We start from the raw sequence: 19,994 nt of genomic DNA, 5'->3' as shown, positions 1-19,994 counted from the left end.
TACGGTCCTGGCAGAGTCGAACTATGTGGAATCGAAAATCCGTCCTTCCGTGTGGATCTGATTTCTCTTCTTTCGCCGATGTGTCCGCCGACCGAGGGTGCACGCCATGTCGTCTAATGACCCGATCGCGATTATTGGTCTGTCGTGCAGGCTGCCCGGCGCACCCGACGCCGAGGCGTTCTGGCGCCTGCTGCGGGACGGGGGTGACGCCGTCGCGCGGGGGTCGGGCGCGACCGGTCCGCGGGAGTGCCGGCTGCCGGCCGGGCTCCTGGACGGCGTCGACCTCTTCGACGCCGAGTTCTTCGGCATCTCCCCGCGCGAGGCCGCGGCCATGGACCCGCAGCAGCGCCTGATGCTCGAACTGAGCTGGGAGGCCCTGGAGGACGCCGGGATCGTGCCCGCCGTTCTCGAAGGGGCCGAGGTCGGCGTCTTCGTCGGCGCGGTCTGGGACGACTACGCCACCCTGCTGCACCGGCACGGCGCGGACGCGCTCACCCATCACACGATGACCGGCGTCCAGCGCGGCATCATCGCCAACCGGATCTCCCACGTCCTGGGCCTGCGGGGCCCCAGCATGGCCATGGACACCGGACAGTCCTCGTCCCTGGTCGCCGTCCACCTGGCCTGCGAGAGCCTGCGCCGCGGCGAGTCCACCCTCGCCGTCGCCGGTGGCGTCAACCTCATCCTCACCCACGAGAGCACGGACACCGTCAGCGCGTTCGGCGGGCTTTCCCCGGACGGCCGTTGCTACACCTTCGACGCGCGGGCCAACGGCTTCGTGCGCGGCGAGGGCGGCGGCGTGGTGATCCTCAAACCGCTGGCCGCCGCCCTGGCCGACGGCGACACCGTGTACGGCGTCGTCCGGGGCAGCGCCGTCAACAACGACGGTTCCGGCGAGGGCCTGACCGTGCCGAGCCGGCATGCCCAGGCCGCCGTGCTCGAACGCGCCTACCAGCGGGCCGGGGTGGACCCGGCCGACGTGGGGTACGTCGAACTCCACGGCACCGGCACCAAGGTGGGCGACCCCGTCGAGGCGGCGGCGCTCGGCGCGGTGCTCGGCGTCAACCGGCCGGACACGGCTCCCCTGCCCGTCGGCTCGGTGAAGACGAACATCGGTCACCTGGAGGGCGCCGCGGGCATCGCCGGGCTCCTCAAGGTGGTGCTGGCCCTGCGCCACCGACAGCTCCCGCCGAGCCTGAACTTCACCCGCCCCAACCCCGCGATCCGCCTGGAGCAGCTGAACCTCCGCGTGCAACGGGAACTCGGGCCCTGGGCGGACACCGACGGCCCCCTGACGGCCGGCGTCAGCTCCTTCGGCGTGGGGGGCACCAACTGCCATGTGGTGGTGAGCGCGGGGCCCCTGGGGGGAGGCGGGAGCGAGCCTGGACGGGAGACCGTGGGTGCCCCCGAGAGCGAGGGTGGGTGCGGGAATCCGCCCAACTCCGGTTCTGGCGTGCTGCCTTGGGTGGTCTCGGGGCGTTCGGGCGACGCGGTGCGGGGGCAGGCGGAGCGGTTGCTCGGGCATGTGCGGGAGCATCCCGGGCTCGCTCCGGCCGACCTCGGGGTCTCGTTGGCCAGTACCCGTACCGCCTTTCGGCATCGGGCCGTGGTGCTCGGCGCCGACCGGGCGGACCTCGTGGCCGGGCTGGGCGCGCTGGCGGGCGGGGAGGTCTCCGCAAGTGTGGTCAGCGGCACGGCCGTTGAGGACACCGGGGTGGTGTTCGTGTTCCCGGGGCAGGGGTCGCAGTGGACGGGGATGGCCGTTGAACTCCTAGCTTCAGCACCGGTGTTCGCTCGGCGGATGCGGGAGTGTGAGGCGGCGCTCGCTCCCTACGTCGACTGGTCGTTGGCCCAAGTGCTGGGCGACGACGAGGCGTTGGGGCGCGTGGATGTCGTTCAGCCCGTGCTGTGGGCGGTGATGGTGTCGTTGGCCGAGCTGTGGCGGTCTTACGGGGTGGAGCCCGCTGCTGTGGTGGGGCATTCACAGGGGGAGATCGCCGCCGCCTGTGTCGCGGGGGCGTTGAGTCTTAGTGACGGGGCGAAGGTTGTTGCGCTGCGGAGTCGGGCGCTGGTGGCGTTGTCCGGGTCCGGTGGGATGGTTTCCGTTCCTCTGTCCGTGGACGAGGTGGCCCAACTGCTGCCTGGCGGGGTGTCCGTGGCTGCCGTGAACGGGCCCGCGTCGGTCGTGGTCGCCGGTGATCCGGCGGGCCTCGATGCCGTGCTGGACCGGGTCGAGGGGGCGCGGCGGATTCCCGTCGACTACGCCTCGCACTGCGCCCATGTGGAGGAGGTCGAGGAACGGCTCCTCGCGGAGTTGGCGTCGGTGCGGCCCAACTCGCCCCGGGTGCCGCTGTGTTCGACGGTGACCGGCGAGTGGCTCGACGACGCCGGCGTGGACGCCGGGTACTGGTACCGGAATCTGCGGCAGACCGTACGGTTCGAGGAGGCGACGCGCGCCCTGCTGGAGCGGGGGCATCGGACGTTCGTCGAGGTGAGCCCGCATCCCGTGCTGGCCATGGCGATCCAGGGGACCGCAGAGGAGGTCGGCGCGCAGGCCGCCGTGGTGCCGTCGTCGCGGCGCGGTGACGGCTCCCTGCACCGGGTGCTGACCTCGCTGGCCGAACTGCATGTGCGGGGCGCCCACGTCACCTGGGAGCAGGCGTTCCCGGCGGACGCGCGCCGGGTCCCGCTGCCCACCTACGCCTTCCAGCGCCGGAGCCACTGGCTGGACACGTCGGCGGCGCCGTCGGCTCCCCGTCCCGTGACCCCGGCCGTGACCCCGGCCGGGCCCGCGACCGCCCCCTCGGCCGACCTGCCCGAGCAGCCGGGCGGGGCTGAACTCCTCGACCCCGGAAGGGCGTTGGAGCTGGTCCGCGCGCACGCCGAGGTCGTTCTCGGACACTCCGGGGTCATGGCCGGCCACTCCGGGCCCGGGGCGATCGAAACGGACCTGACCTTCAAGGAACTGGGCTTCGACTCGTTCATGTCCGTCGAACTGCGCAACCGGCTCGGCGCCGCGCTCGGCCGCCCCCTCCCCGTCGGCCTCCTCTTCGACCACCCGACGCCGCAGGCCCTCGCGGCGTCCCTGGCCGCGCCGGAGCAGGCGGTTGCGCCCGTGGCGGTGGCGTCGAGGTCGGACGAGCCGATCGCGATCGTGGGGATGAGCTGCCGTTATCCGGGTGGGGTGGGGTCGCCGGAGGAGTTGTGGCGGGTGGTGGCGGACGGGGTGGACGCCACCGGGGAGTTCCCGACCGACCGGGGCTGGGGCCTCGACACGCTCTACGACCCGAACGGCCAACGCCCCGGCACGAGTTACACCCGCTCCGGCGGTTTCCTGGACGACGTGGCCGGGTTCGACGCGGCCTTCTTCGGCATCTCGCCCCGGGAGGCCCTCGCCGTCGACCCGCAGCAGCGGCTGCTCCTGGAGACCACCTGGGAGGTCTTCGAACGCGCGGGCCTCGACCCCGAGACCCTGCGGGACAGCGACACCGGCGTCTTCGTCGGCGCCATGGCCCAGGACTACATGCCGCGCCTGCAAGAACTGCCCGTGGAGTTCGACGGCTACGGCCTGACCGGCAGCACGGGCAGCGTCGCCTCCGGCCGGCTCTCCTACGTCCTGGGCCTGCGCGGCCCTGCGGTCACCGTGGACACCGCGTGCTCGTCGTCCCTGGTCGCCCTGCATCTCGCGGCGCAGTCCCTGCGGCAGGGTGAGTGCACGCTCGCGGTGGCGGCCGGTGTGACGGTCATGTCCACGCCGGGGATGTTCGTGGAGTTCTCCCGGCAACGGGGGCTCTCGGCGGACGGGCGCTGCAAGGCGTTCGGCGCGGGCGCGGACGGCACCGGGTGGTCCGAGGGCGTGGGCGTGCTGCTCCTTGAGCGGCTGTCCGACGCCGAGCGCAACGGCCACCCCGTCCTTGCGGTGGTGCGGGGCAGTGCGGTGAATCAGGACGGCGCGTCCAACGGCCTCACCGCGCCCAACGGTCCCGCTCAACAGCGCGTGATCCGGCAGGCGTTGGCCAACGCCCGCCTCGAACCGTCGGATGTGGATGCCGTGGAGGCGCACGGTACCGGCACGACCCTTGGCGACCCGATCGAGGCGCAGGCGTTGCTTGCGGCCTACGGGCAGGATCGTGAACGTCCGCTGTATCTGGGGTCGTTGAAGTCCAACATCGGGCACACGCAGGCCGCCGCCGGGGTCGGGGGCGTCATCAAGATGGTGCAGGCCATGCGCAACGGGAGGTTGCCCCGGACGCTGCACGTGGACGAGCCGACGCCGCATGTCGACTGGGCGTCGGGCGCGGTCGAGCTGCTGACCGAGGAGCGGGACTGGGTGGTCGACGGGCGTCCGCGCCGGGCCGGGGTGTCGTCCTTCGGCGTGAGCGGGACCAACGCCCACGTGATCATTGAGCAGGCGGCGACGGTCGGGGGGCGGTCTGGGGTTGCCGTTGGGCGGGCGGGCACGGTTGACGATCGCCCCGTCAGCCCCGTTGGGCGGGCTGTCATCGGCGCCGACCGGCCCGGCGTTCCCGTCGCGCAGGCGGTGGCGGGCGTCGACTCGGCTGCCGTTCCCGGTGGCGGAACGGATCACGCGCCGGTGGTGTGGGCGTTGTCCGGGCGGACCGATCGGGCGTTGCGGGCCCAGGCCGGGCGGTTGCGGGGGCACCTTGCCGAGCACCCCGGTCTCGCCGTGGGGGACGTCGGCCAGGCGCTGGCCACCACCCGGTCCGGTTTCAATCACCGGGCGGTGCTCGTCGGGCGCGACGGCGATGAGTTCGACGCCGGGTTGCGGGCGCTGGCGGCCGGGGAAGAGGTCGCAGGACTGGTGCGGGGGACGGCCGTTGAGGACACCCGGGTGGTGTTCGTGTTCCCGGGGCAGGGCTCCCAGTGGACCGGGATGGCCGCCGAACTCCTCGCTTCAGCGCCGGTGTTCGCTCGGCGGATGCGGGAGTGTGAGGCGGCGCTCGCGCCCTACGTCGACTGGTCGTTGGCCGAAGTGCTGGGCGACGAAAAGGCGTTGGGGCGCGTGGACGTCGTTCAGCCGGTGCTGTGGGCCGTGATGGTGTCGTTGGCCGAGCTGTGGCGGTCCTACGGGGTTGAGCCCGCTGCTGTGGTGGGGCATTCCCAGGGGGAGATCGCCGCAGCTTGTGTGGCGGGGGCGCTGTCGCTGGAGGACGGGGCCAAGGTCGTCGCCCTGCGCAGCCAGTTGATCCGCGCCGAACTCGCCGGGCACGGCGGCATGGCCTCCGTGAACCTGTCCTACGACGCCCTCGCACCCCATCTCGCCGACTGGGCAGGCCAGTTGTCCGTCGCGGCCGTCAACGGTCCCGCCTCCCTCGTCGTGAGCGGCGACGACGAAGCACTCACCGGGCTCCTCGACCGGCTCTCGGCAGCGCAGGTCCGCACCCGCCGTATCCCGGTGGACTACGCCTCCCACTCCGCCCAAGTGGAGTCGATCCGCGAGGAGTTGCTCACCGCGCTGGCGGAGCTGCGGCCGAGCGGCTCCCGGGTGCCGTTCTGGTCGGCGGTGACCGGTGAGGCGATCGACACGGCCGGGCTCGACGCCGCGTACTGGTACACCAATCTGCGGGCCACCGTGCGTTTTGAACCCGCCGTACGGGATCTGCTGGACCACGGGCACGGTGTGTTCATCGAGGTCAGCCCGCATCCGGTGCTGGTGCCGGGCATCCAGGAAGCCGTCGGGAGCACGGGCGGCCCTGCGGTCGTCCTCGGCTCGCTGCGCCGTGGCGACGGCGGTGGGCGCAGGTTCCTGACCTCCCTCGCCGAGGCCCACGCGCACGGCGTGCCGCTGGACTGGAACGCCGTTCACCCCGGCGCGTCCGCGACCGGCGTCGAACTGCCCACGTACGCCTTCCAGCACGAGCGGTACTGGCTGCCGTCCGCCCCTGCGCGCGGGCGGGGCGCCGGTGGCCCGGACGACTGGCGCTACCGCGTCACCTGGCGTTCGCTGCCCGTCGCCGCGTCGTCGCGACTGGACGGCACCTGGCTGCTGGCCGTCCCCGCGAGCCGACAGGACGACCCCCTCGTGGCGAACTGCACGCGCGCCCTCAGCTCCGCCGGGGCGACGGTGGTGCGCTGGACGGTCAGCGACGACCACCTCGGCAACGTCACTGCCGTTGCCAACGGCGGTGTGGGCGACGGCAGTGTCGTCAAGGGCGGTGTCGCTAACGACGGCGTCGTCAACGGCGGTGTGGGCGACGGCCGTGTCTTTAACGGCGGTGTGTCCAACGGTGGTGTCGGCAACGTCAGTGACGTCACCAACGGCCTTGTCGGCGGCGGCGGTTCGGTATTGGCGGGCCCGCTCGGTCTGCCGTTGCCCGGCGTTTCGTCGACCGGCGTGGATCTGGCCGGTGTGCCGTTGCCCGGTCTGGATCTGGCCGGTGTGGTGCCGTCCGGCACGTCGTTGAGCGGTGTGTTCTCGTTGCTCGCGCTCGATGAGCGGCGTCTTGCGGGGTCGGCCGCGCCTGCCGGGTTCCATGGCACGCTCGCCCTGTTCCGCGCCCTGGACGGTGCGGATGCCGGGGATGTGCCGGTGTGGCTGGCGACCTGTGGTGCCGTCGCCGTTCGCCCCGATGAGCCGTTGCCGAGGCCGGATCAGACGCTGGTCTGGGGGCTCGGCAGGGCCCGTGCGCTGGAGCGGCCGCAGGTCGGGGGCGGTCTGCTCGACCTGCCTGGCGATACCGATGCCGATGCCGGCGTCGGCGGCGATGCCCTCGCCGTGTTGCCGGCCGTGCTGGCCGGGGTGGATCACGAGGACCAAGTCGCCGTTCGCGAGGGGCGGTTGTACGGCCGTCGGCTGGTGCGTCCGGGGGCCCGGCAGGCGTCCGGACGGCCCTGGCGGGCGCGGGGCACCGCTCTGGTCACCGGGGGCACCGGCGCACTCGGCGCCCAGGTCGCCCGATGGCTCGCGCGGGCCGGGGCCGAACACCTGGTCCTCACCAGCCGCCGTGGCCCCGACGCCGACGGGGTGGCCGAACTCCGTTCAGAACTCGTCGAGTTGGGCGCCGAGGTCACCGTCGTCGCGTGCGATGTCGCCGACCCGGAGCAACTCGCCCGGCTGCTGGACTCGTTGCCCACGGACCGTCCGCTGCGGACCGTGGTGCACGCCGCCGGGACCCTGGTCGAGGCACCGCTCGGGGAGGTGACCGCCGCCCAGGTCGAACAGGTGCTGCGGCCCAAGGTCGAGGGCGCCCGGCACCTGCACGAACTGACCCGCGAACGGGGCCTCGGACTGGACGCGTTCGTGCTGTTCGCCTCGGGTTCGGGGGTCTGGGGCAGCGCCCGCCAGGGTGTCTACGGCGCGGCCAACGCCTACCTGGACTCCCTCGCCCGGCACCGCCGTGACCAGGGACTTCCCGCCACCTCCGTCGCCTGGGGCGCCTGGGGCGGCGGCGGTATGGGGGCCGTGGACGGGGCGGCGGACGCCTGGCGCGGGCTCGGCGTGCTGCCGATGGACCCGGACGCGGCCGTCACCGCCCTCGGCCACGCCCTGGACGCCGACGAGAGCGCCCTCACCGTCGCGGACATCGACTGGAGCCGGTTCGCCCCGGTGTTCGCGTCCGCCCGGCCCCGGAAACTCCTCGCCGACCTGGCCGAGGCCCAACGCGCGCTGACCGATGGGGAAGGTGACGAACTCGACTGGCCTGGAGGGGAGTTGGCCGAGCGGCTGGCCCAACTCACCTCATTCCGGCGGGTCGACGCTCTGCTCGAACTCGTTCGCGGTGCGGCAGCAGCCGTTCTCGGGCACGCCGACGAGCAGGCTCTCCAGCCCGAACGTGCCTTCAGGGACGCCGGGTTCGACTCGTTGACCTCCGTCGAACTCCGCAACCGCCTGAACGCGGCCACCGGCCGCACCCTGCCCGCCACCCTGGTCTTCGACCACCCGTCCCCCCTCGCCCTGGCCCGCTTCCTCGACGCCCTCCTCTTCAACCAGGAGCGGGACGCCACCGCCACCGCCACCGCCTCCGCCGACGCGGGGTCCGCCGTGGCGGTGGCGTCGAGGCCGGACGAGCCGATCGCGATCGTGGGGATGAGTTGCCGTTATCCGGGTGGGGTGGGGTCGCCGGAGGAGTTGTGGCGGGTGGTGGCGGACGGGGTGGATGCCACCGGGGAGTTCCCGACCGACCGAGGGTGGGACCTCGACGCGCTCTACGACCCCGACCCGGCGCACGCCGGAACCTCCTACACGCGCCGGGGCGGCTTCCTCCAGAACGCGGCACTCTTCGACGCCGAGTTCTTCGGGATGAGCCCGCGCGAGGCGGTGGCGACCGACCCGCAGCAGCGGCTGCTCCTGGAGACCACCTGGGAGGTCTTCGAACGCGCGGGCCTCAACCCGGCTGCTCTCAGGGGGAGTTCGACCGGCGTCTTCATCGGTGCCATGGCCCAGGACTACGGCCCCCGCATGCACCAGGCCCCGCAGGAACTGGAGGGCTACCTCCTCACCGGCAACATCGGCAGCGTGGCCTCGGGCCGCATCTCGTACACGTTCGGCCTTGAGGGCACGGCCATGACGGTCGACACTGGGTGCTCCGCCTCGCTGGTGGCACTGCACCTCGCGGCGCAGGCGCTGCGGCAGGGCGAGTGCTCCCTCGCGGTGGCCGGCGGCGTCACCGTGATGCCGACACCCGGCGTCTTCGTCGAGTTCTCCCGGCAACGGGGCCTGTCGGTGGACGGCCGCTGCAAGGCGTTCGGGGCGGGGGCGGACGGCACGGGGTGGTCCGAGGGGGTGGGGGTGCTGCTGCTTGAGCGGCTGTCCGACGCCGAGCGCAACGGCCATGAGGTGCTGGCCGTGGTGCGGGGCAGCGCGGTGAATCAGGACGGCGCGTCCAACGGCCTCACCGCGCCCAACGGTCCCGCTCAACAGCGCGTGATCCGGCAGGCGTTGGCCAACGCCCGCCTCGAACCGGCGGACGTGGACGCTGTGGAGGCGCACGGTACCGGCACGACCCTCGGTGACCCGATCGAGGCACAGGCGCTGCTTGCCGCGTACGGGCAGGGGCGTGAACGTCCGCTGTATCTCGGGTCGTTGAAGTCCAACATCGGGCACACGCAGGCCGCCGCCGGGGTGGGCGGCGTCATCAAGATGGTGCAGGCCATGCGGAACGGGACGTTGCCCCGGACGCTGCACGCGGACGAGCCGACGCCGCATGTCGACTGGTCGGCCGGAGACGTCCAGCTGTTGACCGAACCCCTGCCCTGGCCAGAGACCGGCCGACCCCGCCGCGCCGGCGTCTCCGCATTCGGAGTCGGCGGAACCAACGCTCACGTGATCATCGAGGAGCCACCGGAGGGGAGTGAGCGGGGGGCGGGGCTCGCGTCGCCCTCGGCTGGGGCGGGGGTGGCTGTGCCGGATGGCGGTGGGGCCGTGTCGGGTGGTGTCGCGCTCGGCGCTGCCGCGTCGGCATCGGGCGGTGTCACGCTCGCGTCCGGCGCTGCCGTGCCCGTACCCGGTACCGCCGAGCCCGAGCCCGAGCCCGCCGCACCCGCATCCGGTGCCGCCACCTCCGCCCTCGGTGCTGGCGCCGCCACCCCCGAACCCGCCACCCCCCTCCCCTGGATGCTCTCCGCCCGCACCCCCCGGGCCCTCCACGCCCAGGCCGACCGGTTGCGGAGCCACCTCCAGGAACACCCCGGCCTCTCCCCGGCGGACGTCGGGTTCTCTCTGGCGACGACGCGGGCGCCCTTTCCGCATCGGGCCGTTGTGCTGGGCGCTGGGCGTACCGAACTGCTAGGCGCCCTCGATGACTTGGCGTGCGGCAGGGACGCTCACGGTGTGGTTGGAGGGGTGGCTGCTGATGACGCCCGGGTGGTGTTCGTGTTCCCGGGTCAGGGGTCGCAGTGGACGGGGATGGCCGTTGAACTCCTCGCTTCAGCGCCGGTGTTCGCTCGGCGGATGCGGGAGTGTGAGGCGGCGCTCGCGCCCTACGTCGACTGGTCGTTGCCTCAAGTGCTGGGCAACGAAGAGGCGTTGGGGCGTGTGGATGTCGTTCAGCCTGTGTTGTGGGCTGTGATGGTGTCGTTGGCTGAGTTGTGGCGGTCTTATGGGGTTGAGCCGGCCGCTGTGGTGGGGCATTCGCAAGGGGAGATTGCTGCTGCCTGTGTCGCGGGGGCGTTGAGTCTTGGCGATGGGGCGAAGGTTGTTGCTCTGCGGAGTCGGGCCCTTGTTTCGTTGTCCGGGTCTGGCGGGATGGTTTCCGTTCCGTTGCCCGTGAGCGACGTGGGCGAGCTGCTGCCTGCCGGGGTGTCCGTGGCCGCCGTGAACGGGCCCGCGTCTGTGGTCGTGGCCGGTGATCCGGCCGGGCTTGATGTCGTGCTGGACCGGGTCGAGGGTGCTCGCCGGGTTGCTGTGGACTATGCCTCGCACTGTGCCCATGTCGATGCCGTTCAGGGGGAGTTGAGCGAGGCGCTCGCCGGTGTCAGTGGCCTTCGGCCCCTGGTGCCTTGGTGGTCTTCCGTGACCGGGGCGTGGGTTGAGGAACCCGTTGAAGAGGGGTACTGGTTCCGGAATCTGCGGCAGGCGGTGTTGTTCCAGCCGGCCATCGAGGCGCTCGTTGCCGCCGGGCACGGGGTGTTTGTCGAGGTCAGCGCGCATCCGGTGTTGACGGCCGCCGTGCAGGACATCGTGGCCGGGCTCGGGGCGTCGGCTGTGGCGCTGGGGAGTCTGCGGCGCGGGAAGGGTGGGCTCGGCCGGTTCCTGACCGCGCTCGGTGAGGCCTACGTGGCCGGGGTGCCGGTCCAGTGGGCCGGTGCGTTCCCGGCGGGCGCTCGTCGGGTGCCGTTGCCTACCTATCCCTTCCAGCAGCAGCGGTACTGGCTGACCTCCGCGTCGACCACCGAACGGCACCCCCTCGCGCTGACGGCCACCGCCCTCGCAGACTCCGGTGAGATCCTGCTGACCGGGGACTGGTCGCGGCGGACCGCGCCCTGGCTGTCGGACCACGCCGTGTCCGGCACCGTGCTGCTGCCCGGCACCGCCTTCGTGGAACTCGCCGTCCAGGCCGCCGACCAGGCGGGTTGCGACCAGGTGACCGAACTCGCCCTGCACAACCCGCTGACCCTGCCCGCCGACGCCACCGTGACCCTTCAAGCGCTGGTCGGCGCGGCGGACAGCACCGGGCGACGGACCCTGGTGATCCACTCCCGCACCGGCGCCGACGGGCCCTGGACCAGGCACGCCAGCGGCCAACTCGGCGCCGCCGACACGGCCGTTGAGCGGTCGGAAGAAACGGCAGAACCGGCAGAACCGGCCGGGGTTTGGCCGCCGGGTGGGGCGGTGCCGGTTGACACCGGTGGGTTCTATGAGCGGCTTGCCGTGGCCGGGTATGAGTACGGGCCGGCTTTTCGGGGGCTGCGGGCCGTCTGGCGGGACGGTGACGAGTTGCTCGCCGAGGTGGCGTTGCCCGATGAACAGCGGCTGGATGTAAGGGCGTTCGCGCTGCATCCCGCGCTGCTCGACGCCTGTCTGCACACCATGGCGGCCGACGCGGTTCTCTCCGACGCGGCCGGAATCCGGCTGCCGTTCGCCTGGAGCGGGGTGCGCGTGCGCGCTGCGGGCGCGACGACCGTCCGGGTGCGGGTCCGCCGACTCGGTGAGGACAGCGTGTCGGTGACGGTCACCGATCCCGGCGGAGCGCCGGTGGCGACCGTGGAGCGGCTGGCGCTGCGGCCCGTCTCCGCAGGGCAGTTGCGTGACGCGGAGCGGCGTCAGGAGCACCACGACGCGCTGTTCCGGGTCGAGTGGACCCCCGAGCCGTCCTCAACCGACCCTGCCCCGGCCCCCGTTCACACCTTCACCGACCTCGCCGCACTGCGGGCCGCCGTCACCGGGGACACGCCCCTCACCGGCACCGTCGTGCTGACCATCGACGGCGTGCCCGGCGACCCCATCGCCGCCGTACGGAACGAGACGGCCCCCGTCCTCGACCTGCTCCACGCCTGGCTCGACGACGAACGCCCCGTGCCCGCACGGCTGGTGGTGGTCACCCGGGGTGCCGTCGGCGTACGGGACGACGAGGACGTCATCGACCTGGCGCACGCCCCGCTGTGGGGGTTGATCCGCTCCGCGCAGACCGAGCATCCGGGCCGGTTCGTGCTCGTCGACACGGACGGGGACCCACGTTCCACGGCCCGGCTCGCCGCCGCCATAGCCCGCGACGAACCCCAACTCGCCCTGCGAAAAGGCGAATTGCTCGTCCCCCGGCTGGCCAGGGTCACGCCGGGTCACCCCGTCGACGGGCCCGTCTGGGACCCCGACGGCACCGTACTGATCACCGGCGGCACCGGAACGCTCGGCGGCCTCGTCGCCCGGCACCTCGTGGCCGAACACGGTGTACGCCACCTGCTGTTGGCCGCCCGGCGCGGTCCCGAAGCCCCGCGAGCGGCCGAACTCCTCCGTGAGCTAACCGAGTTGGGTGCAGAGGTGACCGTCACCGCCTGTGACGTTGCCGACCGGGACGCGTTGGGCGCGCTGCTCGCCGCGATTCCCGCCGACCATCCGCTGACCGCCGTTGTCCATACGGCCGGTGCCGTCGACGACGGCGTCCTCACCGCGCTCGACGCCGACCGGCTCGACACCGTGGTGCGGCCCAAGGCGGACGCCGCCGTCCACCTGCACGAACTGACCCGGGATCTCGATCTGTCGGCGTTCGTGCTGTTCTCCTCGGCGTCGGCCACCTTCGGCACCGCGGGGCAGGCCAACTACGCGGCGGCCAACACCTTCCTGGACGCCCTCGCCCACCACCGCCGCTTCCACAGCCTGCCCGCCACCTCCCTGGCCTGGGGTTACTGGGCTGAGACCAGCGAACTCACCAGCGGGCTCGGCGACAACGACGTGAACCGGCTGGCCCGCACCGGCGTGCTGCCGCTCTCCGCCGCGCAGGGCCTGAGCCTGTTCGACGCGGCCCAGGAACACCCCGACGCGCTCCTGGTGACCGCCCGCCTGGACCTCCCGGCGCTCCGGGCGGCCGCCGGACCCGTCGCCGCCGTCCTGCGCGGACTCGTACGGACCCCGGTCCGCGCCCAGGCCGGGACCGGACCCGCGGCCGCCGGTGCCCCGGCCGGACTGCGCGGCCGCCTCGACGGGCTGTCGTCGGCCGAACAGGCCTCCCTGGTAACGGAGTTGGTGCGCACACAGGTGGCCCTGGTGCTCGGCCACGGCGGCGCCGACGACGTGGACCCGGAACGCGCCTTCAAAGACAGCGGCTTCGACTCCCTCACCGCCGTCGAACTCCGCAACCGGCTCGGCGCGGCCACCGGCCTCACCCTCCCGGTCACCCTGGTCTTCGACCACCCCAACCCCGGCGCGCTCGCCGCCGACCTGGTGGCCCGGCTGCTGGGCACCACGGCCGAGCGGACCCCGCCGACGGCGGCCGGGACGCCCGCCGACGAGCCGATCGCGATCGTCGGCATGGCCTGCCGCTACCCCGGCGGCGTCGGTTCCCCCGAGGAACTCTGGGATCTGGTATCCGCAGGTCAGGACGGTGTTGCCGGGTTCCCCGCCGACCGGGGCTGGGACCTCGACGCGCTCTACGACCCCGACCCGGACCACGCCGGCACCGCGTACACCCGGCAGGGCGCCTTCCTCTACGACGCCGCAGACTTCGACCCGGGCCTGTTCGGGATGAGCCCGCGCGAGGCGGTGGCGACCGACCCGCAGCAGCGGCTGCTCCTGGAGACGACCTGGGAGGCCTGCGAGCGCGCCGGCATCGACCCGACCGCCCTCAAGGGCACCCCGACCGGCGTCTACATGGGCGTCATGTACAACGACTACGCCTCCCGCCTCCAGCACGTCCCCGACCACGTCGAAGGCCAGCTGCTGACCGGCAGTTCGGGCGCCGTCGCCTCCGGGCGGCTGGCGTACACCTTCGGCCTCGAAGGCCCCGCGGTCACCGTCGACACCGCCTGCTCGTCGTCGCTGGTCGCCCTGCATCTGGCGGCGCAGGCGCTGCGGCAGGGCGAGTGCACCATGGCCCTGGCCGGTGGCGTGACCGTGATGGCGTCGCCGGGTGTCTTCGTGGAGTTCTCCCGGCAACGTGGACTCGCCGCCGACGGCCGCTGCAAGCCGTTCGCCGCCGCAGCCGACGGCACCGGCTGGGGCGAGGGCGTGGGCGTGCTGCTCCTGGAACGGCTCTCCGACGCCCGCCGCCACGGCCACGACGTGCTGGCCATCGTGCGCGGCAGCGCGGTGAACCAGGACGGCGCCTCCAACGGCCTCACCGCCCCCAACGGCCCCTCCCAACAGCGCGTGATCCGGCAGGCGTTGGCGAACGCCCGCCTCGAACCGTCCGACGTGGATGCCGTGGAGGCGCACGGTACCGGCACGACCCTTGGCGACCCGATCGAGGCACAGGCGCTGCTTGCCGCGTATGGGCAGGATCGTGAACGTCCGCTGTATCTCGGGTCGTTGAAGTCCAACGTCGGGCACACGCAGGCCGCCGCCGGTGTGGGCGGCGTCATCAAGATGGTGCAGGCCATGCGGAACGGGACGTTGCCCCGGACGCTGCACGTGGATGAGCCGACGCCGCATGTCGACTGGTCGTCGGGCGCCGTCGAGCTGTTGACCGAGGAGCGGGCCTGGGCGGCCGAGGGGCGTCCGCGTCGCGCCGGGGTGTCGTCCTTCGGCGCCAGCGGGACCAACGCCCACGTCATCATCGAGGAGGGGGAGCGGACGGCGGAGGGTCAGCGAGCAACGGAGGGGGAACAGTCGGCGCAGGGGGAGCGGGCAGCCGACGGCTCCGGCGCGCTCCCGGCCGACCCTTCCGTGCCCTGGGTGTTCTCCGCCCGTACGGGGCAGGCGCTGTTCGCCCAGGCCGCCGCACTCGGGGCCGCGCTCCGGGCCAACCCCCAACTGCCGCTGGCCGATGCCGGGTTCACGTTGGCGACCACGCGTGCCGTACTGGAACACCGGGCGGTGGTGGTCGCGGGGGACCGGGAGGGATTCCTGGCCGGTCTTGACGCCGTGAGCGAGGGCGAGGGCGTCACCGGCACACCCACCGGCGCCGGCCGGGTGGTGTTCGTGTTCCCGGGGCAGGGGTCGCAGTGGACCGGGATGGCCGTTGAACTCCTCGCTACAGCGCCGGTGTTCGCTCAGCGGATGCGGGAGTGTGAGGCGGCGCTCGCTCCCTACGTCGACTGGTCGTTGGCCCAAGTGCTGCGCGACGACGAGGTGTTGGGGCGCGTGGACGTCGTTCAGCCGGTGTTGTGGGCGGTGATGGTGTCGTTGGCCGCCTTGTGGCAGTCCTATGGGGTTGAGCCCGCTGCTGTGGTGGGGCATTCGCAGGGGGAGATCGCTGCCGCTTGTGTCGCGGGGGCGTTGAGTCTTAGTGACGGGGCGAAGGTTGTTGCGTTGCGGAGTCGGGCGCTGGTGTCGTTGTCCGGGTCCGGTGGGATGGTTTCCGTTCCTCTGCCCGTGGGCGAAGTGACCGAGCTGCTGCCTGCCGGGGTGTCCGTGGCCGCCGTGAACGGGCCCGCGTCGGTCGTGGTCGCCGGTGACCCGGCGGGGCTTGACGTCGTGCTGGCCCGCGTCGAGGGTGCTCGCCGGGTTGCCGTGGACTACGCCTCGCACTGTGCCCATGTCGACGCTGTGCAGGGGGAGTTGGCTGAGTCGCTGGCCGGCGTCGGTGCTGGTCGGCCCGTAGTGCCCTGGTGGTCTTCGGTGACCGGGGCGTGGGTCGAGGAGGCTGTGGAGGAGGGGTACTGGTTCCGGAATCTGCGGCAGGCGGTGTTGTTCCATCCGGCCATCGAGGCGCTCGTTGCTGCCGGGCACGGGGTGTTTGTCGAGGTCAGCGCGCATCCGGTGTTGACGGCCGCCGTGCAGGACATCGTGGCCGGGCTGGAGTCGGCAGCTGTGGCCGTGGGCACCCTGCGGCGCGGGAAGGGTGGGCTCGGGCGGTTCCTGACCGCGCTCGGTGAGGCGTATGTGGCCGGGGTGCCGGTCCAGTGGGCCGGGGCGTTCCCGGCGGGCGCTCGCCGGGTCCCGTTGCCGACGTATCCCTTCCAGCACCAGCGGTACTGGCTCGCCCCCGCCCCCGTGCGCGACGCCGATCCCGACACCGCGCTCACGCACCCGGTGCTGCACTCCGTCATGGCGCTGCCCGGCTCCGACCGGCTGCTGTGCACGGGGCGGATCTCCCTGCGGGAGCACACCTGGCTGGCCGACCACGGCGTCGGCGGTACCGTCCTGCTGCCCGGCGCGGCCTTCGTGGAACTCGCCATCCAGGCCGGTGACCAGGCGGGCTGCGACCGGCTTGAGGAGCTGATCCTCGAAGCGCCCCTGGTGCTCACCGAGGACGCCGACACCCGGGTGCAACTGGAACTCGGCGCCCCGGACGACACCGGCCGCCGTTCCCTCAGCGTTCACGCGCGCGGCCGGGACGCGTCGGAGTGGACCCGGCACGCCACCGGCACCCTCGGGCGGGCCGACGGACCTGCCGGCGAGGGCCTCACGGTCTGGCCCCCGGCGGACGCCACCCCCGTGGACGCCGAGGGCTTCTACGCCGGTCTCGCCGCGCGCGGTTACGACTACGGGCCCGCCTTCCGGGGCGTACGGGCCGCGTGGCAGGGCGACGGGCGCGCGTTCACCGAGGTCGCCCTCGACCCCGAACAGCGGGAATCCGCACGGCGGTTCGGCATCCACCCCGCGCTCCTCGACGCCGTACTGCACGCCGTCGGGCTCGGGCCCGCCTCCGCAGCCGACGGTGAGGCGCTGCTGCCGTTCTCCTGGCAGGGCGTCACGCTGCACGCGACCGGCGCCGACGCCGCCCGGGTGCGGGCCGAGTTCACCGGCCCCGACACGGTCGCCCTGACCGTCGCCGACGCCGACGGGCTGCCGCTCGCCTCGGTCGAGTCGCTGACGGTACGGCCGGTCTCCCTCGGACAGTTCACCGGCGACCGGGTCAACGACGGTCTCCTGCACGTCCGTTGGCAGGAACATCGGGGAGAGGCCCAGGAGCTTGCCGGACCCGGCGTTCTGCTGGGGGCGGCCGAACCGGGTGTGCGGGCCGCCCTGTTGGCGGCCGGGGTCCGGGAGGCTGCCGATCTCGCGGGCGTCCCCGCCGGGACCGACGTCCTGGTCCTCGCTCCGCCGGTCGTTGAGGGAGATGTCGTTTCCGGGACCGAGCAGCTCGTGCGGGACACCGTCGAGTTGATCCAAGCCGCGCTTGCCGATGACCGGCTCGCCGGGGCCCGCCTGGTCCTCGTCACCCGGGGTGCGGTGGCCACCGTCGTTCAGGAGGACGTGCGGAACCTGGCCGGGGCCGCCCTGTGGGGGCTGTTCCGCACCGCGCAGTCCGAACACCCGGGCCGTTTCCGGATGGTCGACCTCGACGACACCGACGCCTCGGCGGCGGCGCTGCCTGCGGCGCTCGCGTCGGACGAACCCCAACTCGCCCTGCGCGCAGGCGCCTTGCACACCCCGCGCCTGACCGCGCCCGACGCCGACGGGACGTTGGCGCCGCCCGCCGAGGGAGCCTGGCGCCTCGATGTCACGGCGGCCGGGACCCTGGAGAACCTGGCCCTGCTGCCCGCCCCGGCCGCCACCGCACCGTTGGCCGCAGGGGAGATCCGGGTGGCCGTACGCGCCGCCGGACTCAACTTCCGGGACGTCCTCATCGGGCTCGGCATGTACCCCGGCGCGGGCATCATGGGCAGCGAGGGCGCCGGAGTGGTCGTCGAGACCGCACCCGACGTCACCCGATTCGCCCCCGGTGACCGGGTGTTCGGGCTGTTCCTCGCCGGTGCCTTCGGGCCCGCCGTGGTCGCCGACCAGCGGATGGTCGCCCGGATGCCGGACGGCTGGACGTTCGCGGAGGCCGCCGCCGTGCCCGTCGTCTTCCTCACCGCCTACTACGGCCTCGTCGACCTGGCCGGGCTCGGCGCGGGCGACCGGGTCCTCGTGCACGCCGCCACCGGCGGGGTCGGCACGGCCGCCGTCCAACTCGCCGCCCACCTGGGCGCGGAGGTGTACGCCACCGCGAGCCCCGCCAAGTGGCCCGCGCTGCGCGCCCTCGGCGTGCCCGACACCCGCATCGCCTCCTCCCGCGACCTCGCCTTCGAGGAACGTTTCCGGACGGCCACCGAGGGACACGGCATGGACGTCGTACTCGACGCGCTGGCCGGGGAGTTCGTGGACGCGTCGCTGCGACTGCTGCCGCGCGGCGGGTGGTTCGTCGAGATGGGCAAGACCGATCCGCGCGACCCGGCGACCGTCGCCGCCGACCATCCGGGCGTCCACTACACGGCGTTCGAGCTGATCGAGGCCGGGCCCGCACGGATCGGCGCGATGCTCACCGAGCTGCTCGCGCTCTTCGAGAGCGGCGCGCTCACCCCCGCCCCCCTCACGACCTGGGACGTCCGCCGCGCCCCCGAGGCCGTCCGGCACCTCAGCCAGGCCCGGCACATCGGCAAGGTCGTCCTCACCGTCCCGGCGCCGCCCCGCCCCGACGGCACCGTCCTGATCACCGGCGCCACCGGCGCGCTCGGCTCGGCCGTGGCCCGGCACCTCGTGACCGCACACGGCGCACGGCACCTGATCCTGGCCGGCCGACGCGGCCTCACCGCACCCGGCGCGGCCGAGCTGCGCGACGAACTAGCCGCGCTGGGCGCCGAGTTGACCGTCGCCGCCTGCGACACCGCCGACCGGGCGCAGCTGGCGGCGCTGCTCGCGGCGGTCCCCGCCGAGCACCCGTTGACCGGTGTCGTGCACGCGGCGGGCGTCCTCGACGACGGGCTGATCACGTCGCTGACCGGCGACCGGATCGACGCCGTGCTGCGGCCCAAGGTCCGGGGCGCCTGGCAGCTGCACGACCTCACACGCGACCTGGACCTGTCGTTCTTCGTCCTGTTCTCCTCGGCCGCCGCCGTCCTGGGCAGCGCGGGACAGGCCAACTACGCCGCCGCCAACGCCTTCCTCGACGCCCTCGCCCAGCACCGCAGGGCGCGCGGGCTGCCGGGCACCTCGCTCGCGTGGGGCCTGTGGGAGGAGCGCGGCGGCATGACCGGCCACCTCGACGACACCGACCTCGCCCGGATGGCCCGCTCGGGCATCCTCCCGCTCACCACCGAGGAGGGGTTGCGGCTGTTCGACGCGGGCCGGGGAGCCGACGAGGCGGTCCTCGTGCCGTTGCGGCTCGACACCCGTGCCCTGCGCGAAGCCACCCCGGGCCACTCCCCGTTGCTGCGGAGCCTGGCTCGCCCGGCAGCCCGCAGGACGGCCGGGGCGACGGCCGCCGCGCCCGTCACCGGACCCACCCTGCGCGACCGGCTGGCCACCATGACCGCAGGTGAACGCGGGCGGACCCTCCTCGACCTGGTCCGCGCCCACACCGCCACCGTGCTCGGCCACGACCGCCCGGACGCGGTCGGCCCCGCCCAGCCGTTCAAGGATCTCGGCTTTGACTCCCTGACCGCCGTCGAACTCCGCAACCGCCTCGCCACCGCCACCGGCGTACGGCTTCCGGCGACCCTCGTCTTCGACCACCCCACCCCACTGGCGCTCGCGGAGCGGTTGCGCGCGGACCTCGTCGACGACGCCGTCTCCGCAACGGCGCTGCTCGACGCCGAACTCGACCAGCTGGAGGCGTCGTTCGCCGCCGCCTCGGTCACCGAGCCCGACACGGTGGCCTTCGCGGCCCGGCTGCGGGCGCTGCTCAAGCGGGTCGAAGGGCCCGCCGCCGGGGCACCGGACGGCGGCCCGTCCGACCTGCCGGACCTCGGCGACCTGGCGGATCTGCCCGACCTGTCGAACGCCAGCGAGGACGAACTCTTCGCGATCATCGACGCCGATCCGAACCACCTCTGACCGGTCGATCCGGTCGATCCGGTCGATCCGGCGGATCGGCCGACTCTGGCGGCCAGTTGATCCGCTGGGTGGCCGACCCGTTGACCCGTCGATCCGCTCAACCGCCGTACTCCGGCGGCGCGTTACCGAACTCCCCACCTCCTTCAGCGCATTCGACGTCGATCGCTGATCTCCCCCAGTT

The 19,994-nt window shown here is 73.2% G+C and carries 1 protein-coding gene; it reads left to right on the top strand.

All coding sequences use genetic code 11. The annotated features are described in order from the left end of the window. Nucleotides 1-106: 106 nt before the first annotated feature. Nucleotides 107-19,813, top strand: coding sequence for an SDR family NAD(P)-dependent oxidoreductase (locus ACIQOU_RS07900; protein WP_401534960.1), 19,707 nt, complete (start codon nucleotides 107-109; stop codon nucleotides 19,811-19,813). The last annotated feature ends 181 nt before the right edge of the window (nucleotides 19,814-19,994 follow it).

The organism is Streptomyces sp. NPDC091279 (genome assembly GCF_044757465.1).
Classification (GTDB): Bacteria; Actinomycetota; Actinomycetes; order Streptomycetales; family Streptomycetaceae; genus Streptomyces.
The sequence above is the reverse complement of the archived record's forward strand: the minus strand, read 5'-3'. Positions and strand labels throughout refer to the sequence as shown.

Coding starts and splice junctions, on each gene's coding strand:
- ACIQOU_RS07900 (WP_401534960.1), top strand. CDS start 107: ATGTCGTCTAATGACCCGATCGCGATTATTGGTCTGTCGTGCAGGCTG.